Here is a 15,365-nt window from a genome sequence, read left to right on the forward strand (position 1 = left end):
CCTCGGCTAGGCTCCGTGGCGATGGCAGGGATTCCCGAGACGCTCAAGGGACGGAGCTTCACGCGCGTCGCCGACTGGTCGCGCGGCGAGCTCGAGCTGGCGCTCGACCTCGCCGACGAGCTGAAGGTGGAGCGGTCACGGCGCAAGGAGCTCCGCATCCTCCCCGGGCGGACGTTGGCGCTCATCTTCCGCAAGCCCTCGACCCGCACGCGGATCAGCTCGGAGGTGGCGATCGCCGAGCTCGGCGGCATGGCGCTGTACGTGCCGGCGGCCGACCTGCAACTCGCGCGCGGCGAGTCGACGCGCGACACGGCACTCGTCCTCTCCCGCTTCGTGAGTGCGCTCCTCATCCGCACCTTCGAGCAGGCCGAGGTCGACGCGTACGCGGAGCATGCATCGATCCCCGTCGTGAACGGGCTCACCGAGGAGGCCCACCCACTCCAGGCCCTCGCCGACGCAATGACGATCCGGGAGCGGTTCGGGACACTCACCGGGGTGCGGATCGCATACCTCGGGGACGGGAACAACGTCTGTCTCTCCCTGCTGCAGATCGGGGCGCGGTTCGGCGCGCACGTGGTCGCCGCCACCCCGCCCGGATACCAGCCCGATGCTCGAGTCGTCGCGCAGGCGGCGGCCGACGCGGCCCGGAACGGTGGCAGCGTGAGCGTCACGAACGACGCTCCATCGGCTGCGGCCGGCGCCCACGTGCTCTACACCGACGTCTGGACGAGCATGGGGCACGAGGACGAGCGCGAGCGGCGGATCCGCGATCTCCGCCCCTTCCGCCTGGACGCCGACGTGCTCTCGGCCGCCGATCCGGAGGCGGTCGTGATGCACTGCCTGCCGGCGCACGTCGGTGAGGAGATCACCGAGGAGCTCCTCTACGGCCCGCAGTCGCTCGTGTGGGACCAGGCCGAGAATCGACTGCACACGCAGAAGGCCGTCCTCGCACTCGTCGTCCGATGACCTTCGAGGATCACGTTCGCGCCGCGCTCGACCAGCTCCCACCGGAGATCGCGGCGGCGCTGGACAACGTCGCCGTCGTCGTCGAGCGTGAGCACTCCGATGACCCCGACCTCTACGGCCTCTTCGACGGCGTGCCGCTGACCGAGGGCGGCCCTGTCTCCGGCCAGCTCCCGAACCGGGTGACCATCTACCGGAGGCCGCTCGAGGAGGACTTCTCCGACCCGTCCGACCTCGAGCGCGAGATCCGTCTCACCGTCCTCCACGAGCTCGGGCACTACTTCGGCCTCGACGAGCAGCGCCTGTCCGAGCTCGGGTACGAGTGATCGCGCACACGCGGCTCCCGCCGCGACCTCCTCGTCTTTGCGGACGGTGAGGGATCGGTTGCAACTCGGTTAAGGACACCCCTGCGCGTGGAATCTCTCGCCGCGGATGTGCGTTAGTTCCGAGTATGAACGTGCTGACCGGGATTCACACCGAAATCGACCAACTGAGCGCACGCCGGGTGGAGTTGTGGCACGCCCTCTCCGCAGGCCGTGACTCGGCGACCGCGGACGAGATCAAGCAGATCGACGAGAAGCTCACCGAGCTGTGGGAGGCCCACCGGGCCGAACGGGCTCGGATCCGCTTCGGCGAGCGCGACGAGATCGTCAGGCGCGCGCGGGCCGAGGAACGGCTCGAGCGCGCCGCGTAGCGCGGCGGACGCCACCCGAGACGACCGACGGTGCGGCGAAGTCGCCGCACCGTCTCCGTAAGATCAGGTCGTGCAGCTGCGCCGGAACGACGAGCAACGCTCGACCGAGGACGAGCGCGCCCTGCTCCGCGAGCAGCGTGAGGCTCTCGAGGGCCTTCGCCGACAGTTGGCGGAGCGTGTCGCGGCCGTCGAGGCACGGGAGCGCGAGCTCCGGTCGGCCATCGCCGAGGCCCGGGCGGGAACCCTCCCCGCCGCCGCAGCCGGAGCGTCCGCCGCGCCGGGCACCGACGACGCGCTGCGCGCCCGACTCACCGACGTCGAACGCCGTGAGCGCGCCGTCGCGGAGCGCGAGCGGGCGCTCGCTGCCGCCGGCGATTCGACCGCGGAGGCCCCGGGAGACGGATCCGCGGCCGCCGCCCTCGCGGCGCGCGAGCAGGCGCTCGCAGCGCGGGAGGACGAGATCGCCCGCCGCGAAGAGCGCCTGCTGGGACGCGAGGCCGAGGCTTCCCCGGGAGCGACGCTGCCGGAGGCGCCGTCCGACCAGCTCGAGGAGATCGAGGCACGACTCGCCGAGCTCCGACATGCGGAGTCGCTGTTCATGCGTACGCGCCAGGAGCTCGCCGACCGCAGCGAGGCCGTCGCAGCGAGGGAGCGGCTCGTCGCGCAGCGTGAGCGCGAGCTCGACGAGCGCGACGACGCGGCGTGGGGCCGTCCGGAGGTCGCCGAGCTCGAGGCTCGCCTGCGGCGACTCGAACAGCACGAGCGCCGCGCGCCGAGCCTCGAGGACACGCAGGGCTTCAGCGGAGGCTTCCGGCGTCTCCAGGAGGAGGGCGCCCGCCGGTCGACGCGAGGCGGCAGCACCGGGCACTGATCCGGCCGCCTCGCGGCAGGACGGCCGTCGCCGGCACGGACGGGCTCTACACTACTGCTGCCTGGGGCGTTAGCTCAGTTGGGAGAGCGTCGGCTTTGCAAGCCGAAGGTCACCGGTTCGAGCCCGGTACGCTCCATCGCCGCGAGCGACTGCGTCGAGCGCGCTCGACGCCTGGATCGACGCGTGAGGAGGCGGTCGCTGCTCCGCCCCCCCACGCGTCCGTCTCCGCTAGGGCATCTTCGCGATCACGCCCGCCATCTCGTCTTCGGTGAAGCCGCGCATCGTGACGGAGCGCAGGTTCCCCGTCGACGCGAGCGCCATGCTGACGGCTGCGACGGTCTCGTCGTCCGGGGCGTCGACGACGACGACGATGTCGTACGGGCCGGCGGTCCACAGGATCGACTCGATCGTCCCCCCCATGCTCTCGACGAGAGCCTTCGCCCCTTGATAGCGATCGACGGTCGACTTGGCGCTGGCAGCGCCCTGGTCCGTCCAGCTGTAGAGGCCGACGTACTTCGGCATGCGCTCCTCCTCACTCCGGCCCCGCATCCCGTCGCCCCGGCTGGGCGAGGGGACCGACGGGCGACGTCGTGATCACCCTATCGCGCGACCCGCCCATGGGCCGGGTCGTCAGACGTCGATCGTCTCGCCGTCGGCCGGGACGATCGCCTCGGGGACGGCCGCCCGCACCTCCGCCCGCGTCTCCAGGCAGTGGTTGATCGCCTCCAGGTGCGTGACGACGACGGTGGGCACCCGCGCCGCGACCTCCCGGATGTCGTCGCGCGTCATCACGATCGGGTCGCCCTCGAGGAACCGGGCGGCTCCGCCGTTCACGACCGCAACGCGGGGCGCATGCTCCGCGATCGCCTCCTCGACGAGGTCGCACCAGACCGTGTCGCCGGCGAGGTAGAGGTCGTCGATCACGAACCCGCTGACCGGTGCCAGCAACTGCTCGATCTCGCCCGTCCCGTGCCGTCCGCCGGTGCGGACGAGGTGGAGCCCACCCCACTCCAGGCTGTGCTCGACCGGCCATGTGTCGAGCCCGAGCTCGCGGAGCCTGCGGTCGTCCTCCGGCTGGCAGAACACGGGGACATCGCGAGGCAGCAGGCGCGCCGCCGTCGCGTCGAAGTGATCCTGGTGCAGGTGCGTGACGACGACCGCGTCGATCTCGCGAACGATCTCGAGCGCCGGCACGGGCAGGGCAACGAGCGGGTTCCGGCGAGGGTTCGGCGTGCTCTCGACCGGAGGCCGACGGCCGACGTCGTCGAGCATCGGATCGACGAGCAGGCGCCGGCCGCCGATCTCGACCCGGAGCGTGGCATGGCGATAGAGCGTCAGCAGCACGCGCGCATCGTAGGCGGAGCGCGTGCAGGTGTCGGCGACGGGCACGCGATGCAGCGACCGCCCGCGCCGTAGGATCCTCCCGTGACTCATCCGGTGCACCGAGACGACGTGATCGGCGAGGCCCGGCGCGTCGCGGCGGCGACGGACGCAGACCTCGAATCGGTCGTCGCGGACCTCGAGACCTGGGTGAACGCCGACACGCCGGGCGGCGACGTGAGCGCTCTCGACCGGTTCGCCGCGGAGCTCGCCCACACGCTCGAGCGCTACGGTCTCCACCCCGAGCTCGTGCCCGCAGGCGAGCGCGGGCTGTACCTCCACGCCGTCCTCGAAGGCGAGGGCACCGCGCGCGTCGCGCTGCTCTCCCACCACGACACGGTCTTCACGCACGGCACGGCGCTGGCACGCCCGTTCCGTCGCGACGCCGCTCGCTGCTACGGGCCCGGCGTCGCGGACATGAAGGGCGGGCTCGCGGTCGCGGTGCATACGGCACGGCTGCTCGCCCGCGGGCCGCGGCCGTTCGCCCGCCTGGAGGTCGTGTCGGTCCCCGACGAGGAGTCCCGCCCGCACGCGCCGGAGACGATCGACCGACTCGAGGGATTCGACGCCGTGCTCTGCCTCGAGTGCGGCCGCCCGAACGGCGAGGTCGTGTCCGCCCGGAAGGGCGCGACGTGGTTCCGGATCGAGGCTCGCGGGCACGCCGCCCACGCCGGTGTCGAGCCCGACGTGGGGCGCAATGCGATCCACGCGCTCGCACGGGAGGCGATCCGCCTCCTCGACCTGCACCACTCCAGGGTCGGCGTCACCCTCCAGCTGACGAGCGTCGTCGGGGGCGAGGGCCTCAACACGGTCGCGAGCCACGCGTCGCTGACGGGCGACCTGCGAGCGATCACCGAGGACGACCTCGGGTGGGCGGTCGGCGAGGTCGCAGCGTTCGGGGAGCACGACGGAATCCAGTTCACCCTCGAGAACCTCGGCGGACCGCCCGCGTTCGAGCGCACGCCCGCCGTCGCCTCGCTCGCCGAGGCGGCGATCCTGCTCGGCGCCGACCTCGGCCACGTCTTCGGCGAAGCGCTCACGGGCGGCGTGTCCGACGGGTCGTGGACGGCGCACCGCGGGATCCCGACGCTCGACGGGCTCGGCCCGGTCGGCGGGCTCGACCACGGCCCCGACGAGTACATCGAGACGGCCACGATCCCGATCCGCTGCGGCGTCGTCGCGGGGCTCGTCGCGGCCGTCGACGCCGGGCTGCTCGGCGATGTCTGGTGAGACCCGTCGTCACGTGTCGTCCGCCTCGCGGACGGTGAAGGCGAGGCGCCAGTCCGGGTCGCTCACCCCGTCGATCGTGAGCTTCCAGACGTACCTCCCCGGCTCGAGCGGGATGGGCGCCGAGTTGAGCGCGATCAGGAAGTCGAGGTCGGTTCCCGGCTTGAGGCCGGCAGGCCTCCCCACCTCGAACGGCGCGTCGTCGAACACGACGACGGGCTCTTCGCCGTCGTCGCTGTCGACCAGGACCGGCGCGCCGTCCGCGTCGAGCAGCTCGAGCCGCATGCGATGCCGTTCGTTCGCCCGGTCCCACGGAACCTGCACGAGCAGCGCGATCGAGAACGGGACGGGCTCCGGCCCGGTCAGCGACCAGCCGCCGCCGACGATCGTGAGCTTGCCGTCGGCGACCTGCGCGAAGTCCGCGAGCAACATCGTCACCTTCACGTGCGCGAGTCTCGCACATGCCGCCGTGGCGACGAGGGCGGCCCGCCACCCGGGAGCCTGGCACACGCTGGCCCCCGTGAGTTGCCGGTACGCTCAACCGCAATGAGGGCGCGCCTGCCGCTCGTGCTGGTCGCCGTGGCGCTCGCCGCCGCGCTCGCGCTGGCCGCCCGGGGGAACGCGACGGCAGCGGAGTCCGACCTGGGAGTCGGCGCCCGGTTCGACCGTGGCTCGGTCGAGCCCGGCCAGATCGCCGTGGCCGACGTCGTCGTGCAGAACCGCGGGCCCGACGCGGGCGGCGCGGCGACGCTCACGGTGGCCGTGTCCGGTGGCACGATCGTCCGCACCGGGGCGGTCGGCGGACGCTGCGGTCGGCCGGACGCGGGGCGGAGCGTGCGATGCACGGTCGGCGTGTCGTCGTTCGGCGAGGTCGCCCGCGTGGTGCTCCACGTCTCGGCCTCGCCGCGAGCGGGCGCCGTGCGCCTCCAGGCACGCCTCTCGTCGAGCGCGGATCCGCGCGCGGCGAACGACCGGTCGGGGGCGCGCATCCCGATCTCGCCGGCAGGAGCCCCCGGGCCGCCCGAGGTCTCCTACGTCTTCGAGGCACCCGCGCAGGCCGTCGTGGGGCGTCCGTTCGCCGTGCGTATCCGAGTCCTCAACCGGGGCCCGGGTGCGGCTCTCGTCGGCGCGATCGCCCTCGAGACACGACCGGCGTCCAAGGTGCAGATGCCGCGCGTGCCGCTCCGGCTCGCCCCGGGGGCCGAGCGAGCCCTCGTCGCCCGCGTGACGCCGCTCCGCGCAGGGAGACTCGCGCTCGAACTCCGGGTCGGGCGCGGCGGACGGGCCCGACTCGTCGTCACCGTCCGACGAGAGGGCGCGGCCGCGTAGGTGGGGGGCGGAGCCGCAGGTCCGCCCCCACCCACGTGATTCTGACGGGCTACCGGGTCTGTGGGAAGCCGAGGTCGACCTTGCTCGTCGCCGGGTCGGGCCACCGGCTCGTCACGACCTTGCCCCGCGTGTAGAAGTGCACGCTCTCCGGGCCATAGGCATGGGAGTCTCCGAAGAGCGACGCCTTCCACCCCCCGAACGAGTAGTAGGCGACCGGCACGGGGATCGGGACGTTGATCCCGACCATGCCCGCCTCGACCTCGAACTGGAACTGGCGGGCGACACCGCCGTCGCGCGTGAAGATCGCGGCGCCGTTCCCGTACGGGTTCTCGTGGATCAGCCGTATCGCCTCGTCGTACGTGGGGACGCGCACGACGGAGAGCACCGGGCCGAAGATCTCGTCGCGGTAGCAGTCCATCTCCGGCGTGACGTTGTCGAGGAGCGTGACGCCGAGGAAGAAGCCGTCGTTCTCCGGCGCCGTCTCGCGCCCGTCCGTCACGACGGTCGCACCCTGGGCGGCACCGCTCTCGATGTAGCCGGCGACCTTGTCGCGATGCTCCGCGGTGACGAGCGGGCCCATCTCCGATGCCGGATCCATGCCGTCGCCCACGACGACCGCCGGCAGCCGCTCCTTGATCGCGTCCACGAGGGCGTCTGCCACGTCGCCGACCGCGACCACGACCGAGACCGCCATGCACCGCTCGCCTGCCGACCCGTAGCCGGCGCTGACCGCGGCGTCGGCCGCCATGTCCACGTCCGCGTCGGGGAGCACGATCATGTGGTTCTTGGCGCCGCCGAGCGCCTTGACGCGCTTGCCGTGCTTGGTCCCCGTCTCGTAGATGTACCGCGCGATCGGCGTGGAGCCGACGAACGACACGGCGGAGACCCCGGGATGCTCGAGGATCGCGTCGACCGCGACCTTGTCGCCCTGGACGACGTTGAAGACGCCGTCCGGCACGCCGGCCTCCTTGAGCAGCTCCGCGGTGAGCAGCGACGCGCTCGGATCCTTCTCGGACGGCTTGAGGACGAAGCAGTTGCCGCACGCGAGCGCCGGGGCCCACATCCACATCGGGACCATCGCCGGGAAGTTGAAGGGCGTGATCCCCGCGACGACGCCGAGCGGCTGCCGGATCGAGTACACGTCGATCCCCGTCGAGGCCTGCTCCGAGAAGCCACCCTTGAGCAGCGTCGGGATCCCGCAGGCGTACTCCACGACCTCGAGGCCCCTCGCGACCTCGCCCTTCGCGTCGGTGAAGACCTTGCCGTGCTCGGAGACGAGGAGACGCGCGAAGTCGTCCCGATGGGCATCGATCAAGGCCTGGATCCGGAAGAACAGCTCGGTGCGCTTCGCGAGCGAGAGCGCCCGCCACGCCGGGAACGCCGCCCGCGCGGACTGCACCGCACGATCGACTTCCTCGACGCTCGCAAAGTCGACGCTTCCCTGGCGGCGACCCGTGGCCGGCTCGTACAGAGGGCCCGATCGTCCCGACTCACCGGCGACCGTGCGCCCGTCGATCCAGTGGCTGATCCTCTTCTCGCCCTCGCTCTCGGTGACGGAGGGGGCGTCGGCTAGCTCTGTCATCCCAGATTCTCCTCCTGACGTGAGCCTCTGAGACTAGCGCGCAGCGGCATCTCCCGCGTGCGTGCGCCGACGCCCGGGTCAGACGCCGAGCGCGAGCTCTTCGAGCGGGCGGCGGGCCCAGGCGAACCGCGTCTCGTACCACCCCTGCAGCGGCTGCATCGTGACGCCGTTGGACGAGGAGTGGACGAACCACCCGGAGCCGACGTAGATGCCGCTGTGCGTGATCTGTGCCGGCTTCGAGCGGACGCCGCGCGACCCGAAGAACAGGATGTCCCCGGGCTCGAGCGCGTCGATCGCGATCCGCATCGCCGCAGGCACCTCGGCGCTCATCGCGTAGGTCGTGCGGCCCTGGATCACCGACGCGAGCTCCGGCACGAGCGGCAACGGCTCGAGCTTGTAGACCCGCCACACGAGCCCCGAGCAGTCGAAGCCCCCGGGGGCGCTCACGGTCCCGCCCGGAGCCGACGAGCTCCAGAGCTGCTGTCTTCGCTCGGACGTCCCGGAGAACACGTAGGGGTAGCCGACGAGACGCAACGCACGGGACACGATCCCCGCCTGCTGGTCGCTCATCTCCGGGAACACCAGCGAGCGGGAGGCCTCGTCGAGCGACGTCCTCTGCCAGTCGGAGAGCTGGAGGACGCGCGCCAGCGAGTACGCGGCCTCGGCGCGGGATGCGAGCTCGTTCGGCCCTCGCTCGAGATCCTCCTGCCCCACCGGGTGGTTCGTGCGGAGCCCGAGCACCCGTGCGACGGTCTCGGTGCCGAGGAACGGAGTGGGCCGGAGCCCCGCGTCGCGAGCCGCGACGCGGATGCGCGTCGCCACCGGTCGCAGCCCGACGGCGATCACGATCTTGGCGTCGAGCTCCCGCATCGTCAGCGCACGGCCCGGATCGGCAGGCAGCGGAGCCCTCCACCCGAGGACGAGGAGCGCATCGGTGAGCTCGCCCGCCGTCACGGCGTCGTCGGGACGGAACGACGCCACGTCCGGGCCCATCGCCCCGGCGGCGACCACCGCCTCGATCTGCGGCGCCGCCCAGCTCGCGAGGGCGCGCGACGACCCTCCCGACGCGACGGCCGCGAGCGACAGCGCACCGACGAGAGCGAGGCATGCGGACACGACTGAGCGACGCATCGCTCCCTGTATCGGCGGGATGGCGCGCGCAGTGAAGGGCCGACTCCCTCGTCCGGGGCGACCTCGACGGGCAGCCGGACCGGTACCCTCGAGCGAATGGTTCGCGCCCTGAGCACCTTGATCGCACTCGGGACCCTCTTCCTCGCCGCCGCGCCGGGTGAGACGGCGACGCGGCCGAAGGCTCCCCGCATCGTCGGCCTGACGCTCGAGGGGAAGCGTGTGAACCTCGCCCAGTTCCGCGGGAAGCCCGTGTTCATCAACGTCTGGTCGTCGTGGTGAAGCACGTGCCGCAGCGAGGCAGGCGCCTACGCACGTTGGGTGAAGAAGCAGGTGAAGAAGCGGGGGCGCAACGCCGTCGTCTTCCTCGGCCTGAACACGGTCGATGACCTCGCCGACGCCAAGGCGTTCCAGAAGCGCTACCGGTGGACGTGGCCCTCGATTCGCGACCCGAAGCGCGCGCTCGCACGGAAGTTCGGGGCGACGTACCAGCCCGCGTTCGTCCTCATCGACGCGAAGGGCCGCTTCGTGTCCGGATTCCAGGCGGCCGGGACGCCGGCCCGCTGGAACGCCCTGATCGCGCGCCTGCCATAGCCGAGCGCGGAGGACCACGCGACTGGATCAGGTCGCTCGAGCGCGCGGATCCCGTGGATCAGTGGGCGTTGCTCTGCTTCCTCGCCCGCGGCGAAGTCGAGATCGATCCCTCCGAGCGCAACGCCGCGGTGCGGCGCGCCGAGCTGCTCCTCGCCACCGGGGGCGACCCGCGGAGGCGCCCGGAGCTCCACGGGCGCGCTGTGACGTCGATCGCCGGTGATCTCGACCGCCCCGACCGGCGTGCCGCCCTGCGCGCAGGACTGCGCGCACTGGAGCCCGAGGCGCGGGGCCTGCGGGGTGGCTCCGAAGGCCTCCACCTCCTCCTCACCGATCCCGACCTCGCGTGGCAGGCGTTCGCACTGAGCCTCCTGGCCGAGGCGCTCGCGGACGAGGACGCCGAATCGTGAGGGCCGGGCGGCGGGAAGGCCGCCCGGCGGGAAGGCTCAGCAGCGCCGGATTTGGACGTCTCCGCTGACCGTCCGGATCCTGAGCTCGACGACATCGCCCCCATCGGCGCTCGGCGCGTCGCCGAGGTCGAGGTCGGAGCGCATCGACCCGCTGACCGACTGTGCGTCGATCCAGAGACGCAGCCCGCCCTGGACGGCGACGTCGACGTCGCCGGACACCGCGTTCGCACGCAGGCCGCCGCTCGCAAGCGACTCGATCTCGAGGTCGCCGGACACGGTCCCGACGGTGCACGAGGCGGAGACCCGACCGAGCTTGACGTCGCCCGACACGGAATGCACCTTGGCGACACCTGCCACGGCCTGGGCGACGACGTCGCCGGACGCCGTCTTCACCGACAGGTCGCGATCGACGGACGCGACCGCGACATCACCGCTCGCGGATGTCACGGAGAGAGCCCCGACCCGCGCTGCGGTGACGTCACCCGAGGCCGTCTTGACGGTCACGGCCCCGCAGTCGACGCGGAGGTCCAGATCGGCCGACGCCGAGTCGACGTCGACGTCGCTCCCCGAGGGGCAGCGGACGCGGACGCCGACCTTCGCCTGCCGCGCGAGCGAGAGCAGCCCTCCCTCCCTGCGCGGCACCTCGACGCGGATCTCGTGGCCTCCGCCGCGCTCGACGGCATCGACCCGGGTTGCCTCGACTGCTCGCGTGGAGGCGTCGTCGTTGCGCAGTGCACGCAGCTCGACCTCGACGCGGTCGTCCTCGCCCGGCTCCACCTCGACGCGTCCGGCGGGGACGGTGAGCCGGAGGCGGACGGGCCCCCGGACGTCGAAGGTGGTCATTGCCTCACCACCGACGGCTCCGGAAGACTCGCCGTCGGCGGACGGGCATCGACCCTGACGTCTCCCCCGGAGCGGCGACCGGTGCGTGACGCGAGCAGATGGACGTCCTCGGGGAGATTGAAGGTCGTGAACAGCATCGCTCTGCTCCTTTCGTGTCAGCTCTGGGCGAAGCCCTGCAGCCGGTTGCCGGTGCGACCGCTCCCGGAGCGTCGGTCGAGCGCCCGCGACAGCGCGCGCACGATCCAGGCGTTGGTGGAGACACCCTCCTGCCCCGCCGCCGTCTCGACCGAGACCTTGAGCGTCTCCGGGAGGCGGAGCGTGATCCGCGCACTGAGATCGTCGCCGGGTGTCGGGACGTCGTCCGCACCCGGTACCTCGTCCACGAACACGAGCTCGGGCTCGCGCCCCGCGAGGCGGACCTCCACGTGCCCCGAGCGCAGCGTGCCACTCAGGGCGACGGCGGCCTCGGTCAAGAGGTCGAGGACGCGGAGCGTGAGGGCGGACTCGACGGCGTCGGACAGCCGGCGCCCCGCCTCGGTGGTCGCCTCGTCGCCGAGTGCGGCCGCGGCGGCGAGGTCGTGCTGGAGTGCCGTGACGTAGCGACTGATATCCATGCCTGCAGTATGACATCAAAATGATGTCTGTCAAGACCATTTTGTGATGTCTGTAGTATGTCGCCGATGACGCGCCTGCTATGGTGCGGCCCGCTCCGGATCGTGCCCGGGCCCGCGATGGAGGGGGCCATCGGACAGACCCGCCGCGCCACCACCCACGTCCACGAGCGCCGGAGGACGCGTCCCGCGTGACCGCCGTCGACCCCGTCGATCTCCCGCTCCGCGGAACCCTTCGCCGCCTCTACCCGCTCTGGCGGGAGCAGGGGCGCCTCGTCATCGTCGGACTGTCGTGCGCGCTCGTCTACACCGGGCTCTCGCTCCTGATCCCGGTGCTCGTGCAGCGAACGATCGACGACGCGATCGACGGCGACCACCCCCAGATGCTCGTCCCCTATCTCGCGGGGATCGTCCTCGCCGGCGCCGCCGCGTTCGGCTTCAACTTCGTCCGGAGGTTCTCGACGGCCCGCATCGGCATCGCCGTCGAGGCCCGCCTGAGGGGCCTGCTCTACGACGCGTACCTGCGGTACCCGCGGGCGTTCTACGACCGTCATGCCACGGGCGAGGTGATCTCGCGCGCCACGAACGACATCTACCCCGTGCGCTACTTCATCGGGTGGGGCGTGATCCAGGCGCTGCAGAGCGCGATGATGCTCGTCGGCGCAGCCGTCGTCCTGACCGCCGTCAACGCGCGGCTGGCGTTGTACGCCGCAATCGCGATGCCGCCGATCGCGATCCTCACGTACCTCTTCGCGCATCGCGTCTTCCCGATCTCCCGCCGCGTCCAGGAGCGCAAGGGCCACCTCACCGAGGCCACCGACGAGGCGGTCGTCGGCATCGAGATGGTGCAGGCCTTCGGTCGGGAGGACGACGTCCGGGACCGGTTCGGGTCGCGGGCGGAGGCGGTGCGGTCGGAGACGATGCGCCAGGCGAACGTCGAGGCACGGTTCCTGCCCGGCCTCGTCTTCCTCCCCACGCTCGGAATCGCCGCCGTGCTCTGGGTCGGCGGCCGGGAGGCGATCGACGGCCAGCTCACGATCGGGGAGTTCACCCTGTTCATCACGCTGCTGCTCCAGCTCGTCTGGCCGCTCGAGGCCCTCGGCTGGATCATCAACCTCGGCCAGCGGGCGACGGCCGCGGCGGGCCGATCGTTCGCGTGGCTCGAGGGCATCGAGCCGCTCCCCGAGCCCATCCGCCCCGTGCTGCTGCCCGACGGGCCCCTCGGGGTGTCGTTCGAGCGCGTGTCGTTCCGGTACGGCTCAGGAGGCGACGTGCTCACCGACCTCTCGTTCGCCGTCGCGCCCGGTGAGATCGTGGCCGTCTGCGGAGCGACCGGATCGGGGAAGACCTCGCTCCTGAACCTCCTCCCCCGCTTCTACGATCCGACGGCGGGGGTCGTCCGGATCGAGGGCGTCGACACGCGTGACGTCGGTCTCGCGGAGCTCCGGAGCGCCGTCGCGATCGTCACGCAGCGCCCCGTCCTCTTCTCGGTCACGCTGCGCGAGAACCTGCTGGCCGCCAGGCCGGAGGCGGACTGGGAGGAGGTGCTCCGGGCCTGCGAGGCCGCGGGCGTGTCGCTGTTCGCAGAGCAGTTGCCACACGGCTACGACACGCTGATCGGCGAGCGTGGAGTCAACCTCTCCGGAGGACAGCGCCAGCGGGTGGCGCTCGCCCGGGCCCTCGTCGCGGACGCCCGGATCCTCGTGCTCGACGACCCGATGTCGGCGGTCGACACGGAGACCGAGCGACACCTCGTCACGAACCTCCGCTCCGCGGTCGCGGGCAGGACCGTCCTGCTCGCGAGCCAACGCCTCTCCACGGTGCTCGTCGCAGACCGCGCCGTCGTGCTCGCCGACGGGCGGATCGTGGAGGAAGGACATCCCTCCGAGCTCATCACCCGTCCCGGGCCGTTCGCGACTCTCTTCGGAGACGAGGCCGTTGCCGCGTAGGAGACATCGCACGGGCCTCTCCCGCCTGTGGCTCTACACGGAGGGCCAGCGCGGCCGCGCGCTCGGCGTGATGCTGCTCGCCGCGTGCTCGGCCGCAGCCCCCGTCGTGGGCTGGCACATCGTCGGGGACGTCATCGACGCAGGCATTCGCGCCGGCGACCGGACGCGTCTCACGGTCGACGTCGTCCTGTACGTCGTGGTCAACGCGCTCGCCTGGGGGCTCGGCACCGCGACGTGGCTGATGCTCGCCGGCATCGGGCAGCGGATGGTGGTGGAGCTCCGTCGGAACCTGTTCGAGCACCTGACCTCCCTCTCCCTGCGCTACTTCTCCGAGCAGAAGGCCGGATGGATCATCGCGCGCCTCACGAGCGACGTCGACGCGCTGTCCGACGTGCTCAACCAGGGCCTGACGACGCTCGTCGTCAACTCCCTCACCCTGATCGCGGCGGTACTCGGGCTCTTCCTCCTCGACTGGCGCCTCGGTCTCGTCGCCCTGCTCGTTCTCCCCCCGGGAATGCTGGTGACACGCTGGTTCCAACGCCGCTCGCACGTCGCGTTCTCGGAGGTCCGCACGCGGATCGCCGCCGTGACGGCGCAGCTCGCCGAGTCCGTCTCGGGCATGGCGATCGTGCAGGCGTTCAACCGCGAGCGGGCGTTCCAGCGCGAGTTCGACGAGTTGAACGACGCGAACCGCACGGCCAACGTCCGCGCCCAGCGCCTCTCGTCGGTCTTCTTCCCGGCGATCCAGTTCCTCGGTGTGTTCGCGACGGCCGCCGTCCTCTTCGCCGGGGCCCGCATGATCGATGCCGGGGCGCTGGAGATCGGGACGCTGGTCGCCGCCGTCGGGCTGCTCTCGCTCGTCTTCCAGCCGCTGCAGGAGCTGTCGGAGCTCTACGGGCAGGTGCAGGCCGCAGCGGCGGCGATGGAGAAGATCTCCACCGTCCTCGACGCGGAACGGGACATCGTCGATCGCCCCGGTGCGAAGCCGATGCGCCGGATCGAGGGACGGCTCGTGCTCGATCGCGTCGTGTTCGCCTATGGCGACGATCCCGTCGTCAAGGGGATCGCGCTCGACATCCCGCCCGGCGGGTGCATCGCGCTCGTGGGCGAGTCCGGAGGCGGCAAGTCGACGACCGCGAAGCTCATCGCGCGCTTCTACGACCCGCTGGAGGGCGCGGTTCTCGTGGACGACACCGACCTCCGGCTCGTTCAGCTGCGCACGTACCGTCGACAGCTCGGCGTGGTGCTCCAGGATCCGTTCCTCTTCAGTGGGACGATCGCCGACAACATCCGCTTCGGACGGCCCGAGGCGACCGACGAGGAGGTCGAGGCAGCTGCCGGCGCGGTCGGCGTCGACCGTGTCGCAGCACGCTTCGAGCTCGGGCTCGACCACGTCGTGCGCGAGGGCGGCGCCGGGCTGTCGGCGGGAGAGCGTCAGCTGATCTCGATCGCACGAGCCCTGCTCGCGGATCCCCGGATCCTCATCCTCGACGAGGCGACGTCCAACATCGACCGGCCCAGCGAGGTCCTGATCGAGCGCGCATTCGACACGCTCCTCCACGGCAGGACCTCGATCATCATCGCCCACAGGCTGGCGACGGTGCGCCGCGCCGACGAGATCCTCGTGATCGAGCGCGGCAGGATCGTCCAGCGGGGGACCGAGCGCACGCTCCTCGCCGAGGAGGGGCCGTTCCGCCGTCTCGCGCACACCTTCGAGGCGCCGCCGGCGGAGCAGCTGGGGCACAGCGACGTCGAGCTCGCGCCGGGCTAGCGCTCGCCGCGAACCG

Annotated in this window: 17 protein-coding genes, 1 tRNA gene and 1 pseudogene; 12 read left to right on the top strand and 7 right to left on the bottom strand. The window is 71.8% G+C overall.

Annotation, left to right across the window (positions count from 1 at the left end; genetic code table 11):
• The first annotated feature begins 30 nt into the window (after positions 1-30).
• The 5 genes from argF (at position 31) to AC162C_RS14155 (ending at position 2,664) form a co-directional block, all read left to right on the top strand.
• Positions 31-966 (top strand): ornithine carbamoyltransferase, encoded by a 936-nt coding sequence (gene argF, locus AC162C_RS14135; RefSeq protein ID WP_484098143.1) that lies wholly within the window; start codon positions 31-33, stop codon positions 964-966.
• Positions 963-1,289 (top strand): metallopeptidase family protein, encoded by a 327-nt coding sequence (locus AC162C_RS14140; RefSeq protein WP_462972585.1) that lies wholly within the window; start codon positions 963-965, stop codon positions 1,287-1,289. The genes argF and AC162C_RS14140 overlap by 4 nt, the downstream gene beginning before the upstream one ends.
• Before the next feature lie 125 nt (positions 1,290-1,414).
• Complete coding sequence (locus tag AC162C_RS14145; RefSeq protein ID WP_462972586.1) at positions 1,415-1,657, top strand: hypothetical protein; 243 nt, start codon at positions 1,415-1,417, stop codon at positions 1,655-1,657.
• A 70-nt stretch (positions 1,658-1,727) separates the two neighbouring features.
• The gene (locus tag AC162C_RS14150) at positions 1,728-2,528 is read left to right on the top strand and encodes a hypothetical protein (RefSeq protein WP_484098094.1); all 801 of its coding nucleotides are present in this window, start codon (positions 1,728-1,730) and stop codon (positions 2,526-2,528) included.
• A gap of 63 nt (positions 2,529-2,591) precedes the next feature.
• A tRNA-Ala gene (locus tag AC162C_RS14155) sits at positions 2,592-2,664 on the top strand.
• Between the two features lie 92 nt (positions 2,665-2,756).
• Here the strand turns inward: AC162C_RS14155 and AC162C_RS14160 are convergent.
• Positions 2,757-3,050, bottom strand: coding sequence for a GYD domain-containing protein (locus AC162C_RS14160; protein ID WP_484098095.1), 294 nt, complete (start codon positions 3,048-3,050; stop codon positions 2,757-2,759).
• A 108-nt stretch (positions 3,051-3,158) separates the two neighbouring features.
• Positions 3,159-3,872, bottom strand: a complete 714-nt coding sequence (locus AC162C_RS14165; protein ID WP_484098096.1) for an MBL fold metallo-hydrolase — start codon at positions 3,870-3,872, stop codon at positions 3,159-3,161.
• Positions 3,873-3,953: 81 nt separating this feature from the next.
• Between AC162C_RS14165 and AC162C_RS14170 the strand changes: the two genes are divergently transcribed.
• Positions 3,954-5,138 carry a M20/M25/M40 family metallo-hydrolase gene (locus tag AC162C_RS14170; RefSeq protein WP_484098097.1) on the top strand — a complete coding sequence of 395 codons (1,185 nt, stop codon included), beginning with the start codon at positions 3,954-3,956 and terminating at the stop codon, positions 5,136-5,138.
• A gap of 9 nt (positions 5,139-5,147) precedes the next feature.
• On the opposite strand, the gene AC162C_RS14175 is transcribed toward AC162C_RS14170, so the two are convergent.
• Entirely contained in the window at positions 5,148-5,579 is a 432-nt protein-coding gene (locus tag AC162C_RS14175; protein WP_462972591.1) for a DUF6941 family protein, read from the bottom strand.
• Positions 5,580-5,681: 102 nt separating this feature from the next.
• Here AC162C_RS14175 and AC162C_RS14180 point away from each other — a divergent pair, with 102 nt between their 5' ends.
• Positions 5,682-6,464 (top strand): hypothetical protein, encoded by a 783-nt coding sequence (locus AC162C_RS14180; RefSeq protein WP_484098098.1) that lies wholly within the window; start codon positions 5,682-5,684, stop codon positions 6,462-6,464.
• 49 nt (positions 6,465-6,513) lie between these two features.
• Here the strand turns inward: AC162C_RS14180 and AC162C_RS14185 are convergent, their stop codons facing one another.
• Together AC162C_RS14185 and AC162C_RS14190 are read right to left on the bottom strand one after the other, a co-directional pair.
• On the bottom strand, positions 6,514-8,046 hold the full coding sequence (locus tag AC162C_RS14185; RefSeq protein ID WP_484098099.1) for a CoA-acylating methylmalonate-semialdehyde dehydrogenase: 1,533 nt from the start codon (positions 8,044-8,046) through the stop codon (positions 6,514-6,516).
• A 78-nt stretch (positions 8,047-8,124) separates the two neighbouring features.
• Positions 8,125-9,177: a C40 family peptidase gene (locus AC162C_RS14190; protein ID WP_484098100.1), complete on the bottom strand. Its 1,053-nt coding sequence runs from the start codon at positions 9,175-9,177 to the stop codon at positions 8,125-8,127.
• Between the two features lie 96 nt (positions 9,178-9,273).
• Between AC162C_RS14190 and AC162C_RS14195 the strand changes: the two genes are divergently transcribed.
• The 3 genes and pseudogenes from AC162C_RS14195 to AC162C_RS14205 all read left to right on the top strand — a co-directional run bounded on the left by AC162C_RS14195 (position 9,274) and on the right by AC162C_RS14205 (position 10,175).
• Entirely contained in the window at positions 9,274-9,456 is a 183-nt protein-coding gene (locus AC162C_RS14195; protein ID WP_462972595.1) for a TlpA family protein disulfide reductase, read from the top strand.
• Positions 9,457-9,471: 15 nt separating this feature from the next.
• Positions 9,472-9,768 (top strand): annotated as a pseudogene (locus tag AC162C_RS14200) (TlpA family protein disulfide reductase); the annotation flags it as partial.
• 53 nt (positions 9,769-9,821) lie between these two features.
• Positions 9,822-10,175 carry a hypothetical protein gene (locus AC162C_RS14205; protein ID WP_484098101.1) on the top strand — a complete coding sequence of 118 codons (354 nt, stop codon included), beginning with the start codon at positions 9,822-9,824 and terminating at the stop codon, positions 10,173-10,175.
• Positions 10,176-10,211: 36 nt separating this feature from the next.
• On the opposite strand, the gene AC162C_RS14210 is transcribed toward AC162C_RS14205, so the two are convergent.
• Positions 10,212-11,018 (bottom strand): DUF4097 family beta strand repeat-containing protein, encoded by an 807-nt coding sequence (locus AC162C_RS14210; RefSeq protein WP_484098102.1) that lies wholly within the window; start codon positions 11,016-11,018, stop codon positions 10,212-10,214.
• 155 nt (positions 11,019-11,173) lie between these two features.
• Complete coding sequence (locus AC162C_RS14215) at positions 11,174-11,632, bottom strand: toxin-antitoxin system HicB family antitoxin (RefSeq protein WP_484098103.1); 459 nt, start codon at positions 11,630-11,632, stop codon at positions 11,174-11,176.
• Positions 11,633-11,820: 188 nt separating this feature from the next.
• On the opposite strand from AC162C_RS14215, the gene AC162C_RS14220 reads away from it, so the two are divergent.
• The gene (locus AC162C_RS14220) at positions 11,821-13,578 is read left to right on the top strand and encodes an ABC transporter ATP-binding protein (protein WP_484098104.1); all 1,758 of its coding nucleotides are present in this window, start codon (positions 11,821-11,823) and stop codon (positions 13,576-13,578) included.
• Complete coding sequence (locus AC162C_RS14225) at positions 13,568-15,349, top strand: ABC transporter ATP-binding protein (protein WP_484098105.1); 1,782 nt, start codon at positions 13,568-13,570, stop codon at positions 15,347-15,349. The genes AC162C_RS14220 and AC162C_RS14225 overlap by 11 nt, the downstream gene beginning before the upstream one ends.
• Positions 15,350-15,365 lie beyond the last annotated feature (16 nt).

It is taken from the genome of Gaiella sp., from assembly GCF_057140465.1.

Coding starts and splice junctions, on each gene's coding strand:
- AC162C_RS14180 (WP_484098098.1), top strand. CDS start 5,682: ATGAGGGCGCGCCTGCCGCTCGTGCTGGTCGCCGTGGCGCTCGCCGCC.
- AC162C_RS14195 (WP_462972595.1), top strand. CDS start 9,274: ATGGTTCGCGCCCTGAGCACCTTGATCGCACTCGGGACCCTCTTCCTC.
- AC162C_RS14140 (WP_462972585.1), top strand. CDS start 963: ATGACCTTCGAGGATCACGTTCGCGCCGCGCTCGACCAGCTCCCACCG.
- AC162C_RS14160 (WP_484098095.1), bottom strand. CDS start 3,050: ATGCCGAAGTACGTCGGCCTCTACAGCTGGACGGACCAGGGCGCTGCC.
- AC162C_RS14145 (WP_462972586.1), top strand. CDS start 1,415: ATGAACGTGCTGACCGGGATTCACACCGAAATCGACCAACTGAGCGCA.
- AC162C_RS14185 (WP_484098099.1), bottom strand. CDS start 8,046: ATGACAGAGCTAGCCGACGCCCCCTCCGTCACCGAGAGCGAGGGCGAG.
- AC162C_RS14190 (WP_484098100.1), bottom strand. CDS start 9,177: ATGCGTCGCTCAGTCGTGTCCGCATGCCTCGCTCTCGTCGGTGCGCTG.
- AC162C_RS14210 (WP_484098102.1), bottom strand. CDS start 11,018: ATGACCACCTTCGACGTCCGGGGGCCCGTCCGCCTCCGGCTCACCGTC.
- AC162C_RS14215 (WP_484098103.1), bottom strand. CDS start 11,632: ATGGATATCAGTCGCTACGTCACGGCACTCCAGCACGACCTCGCCGCC.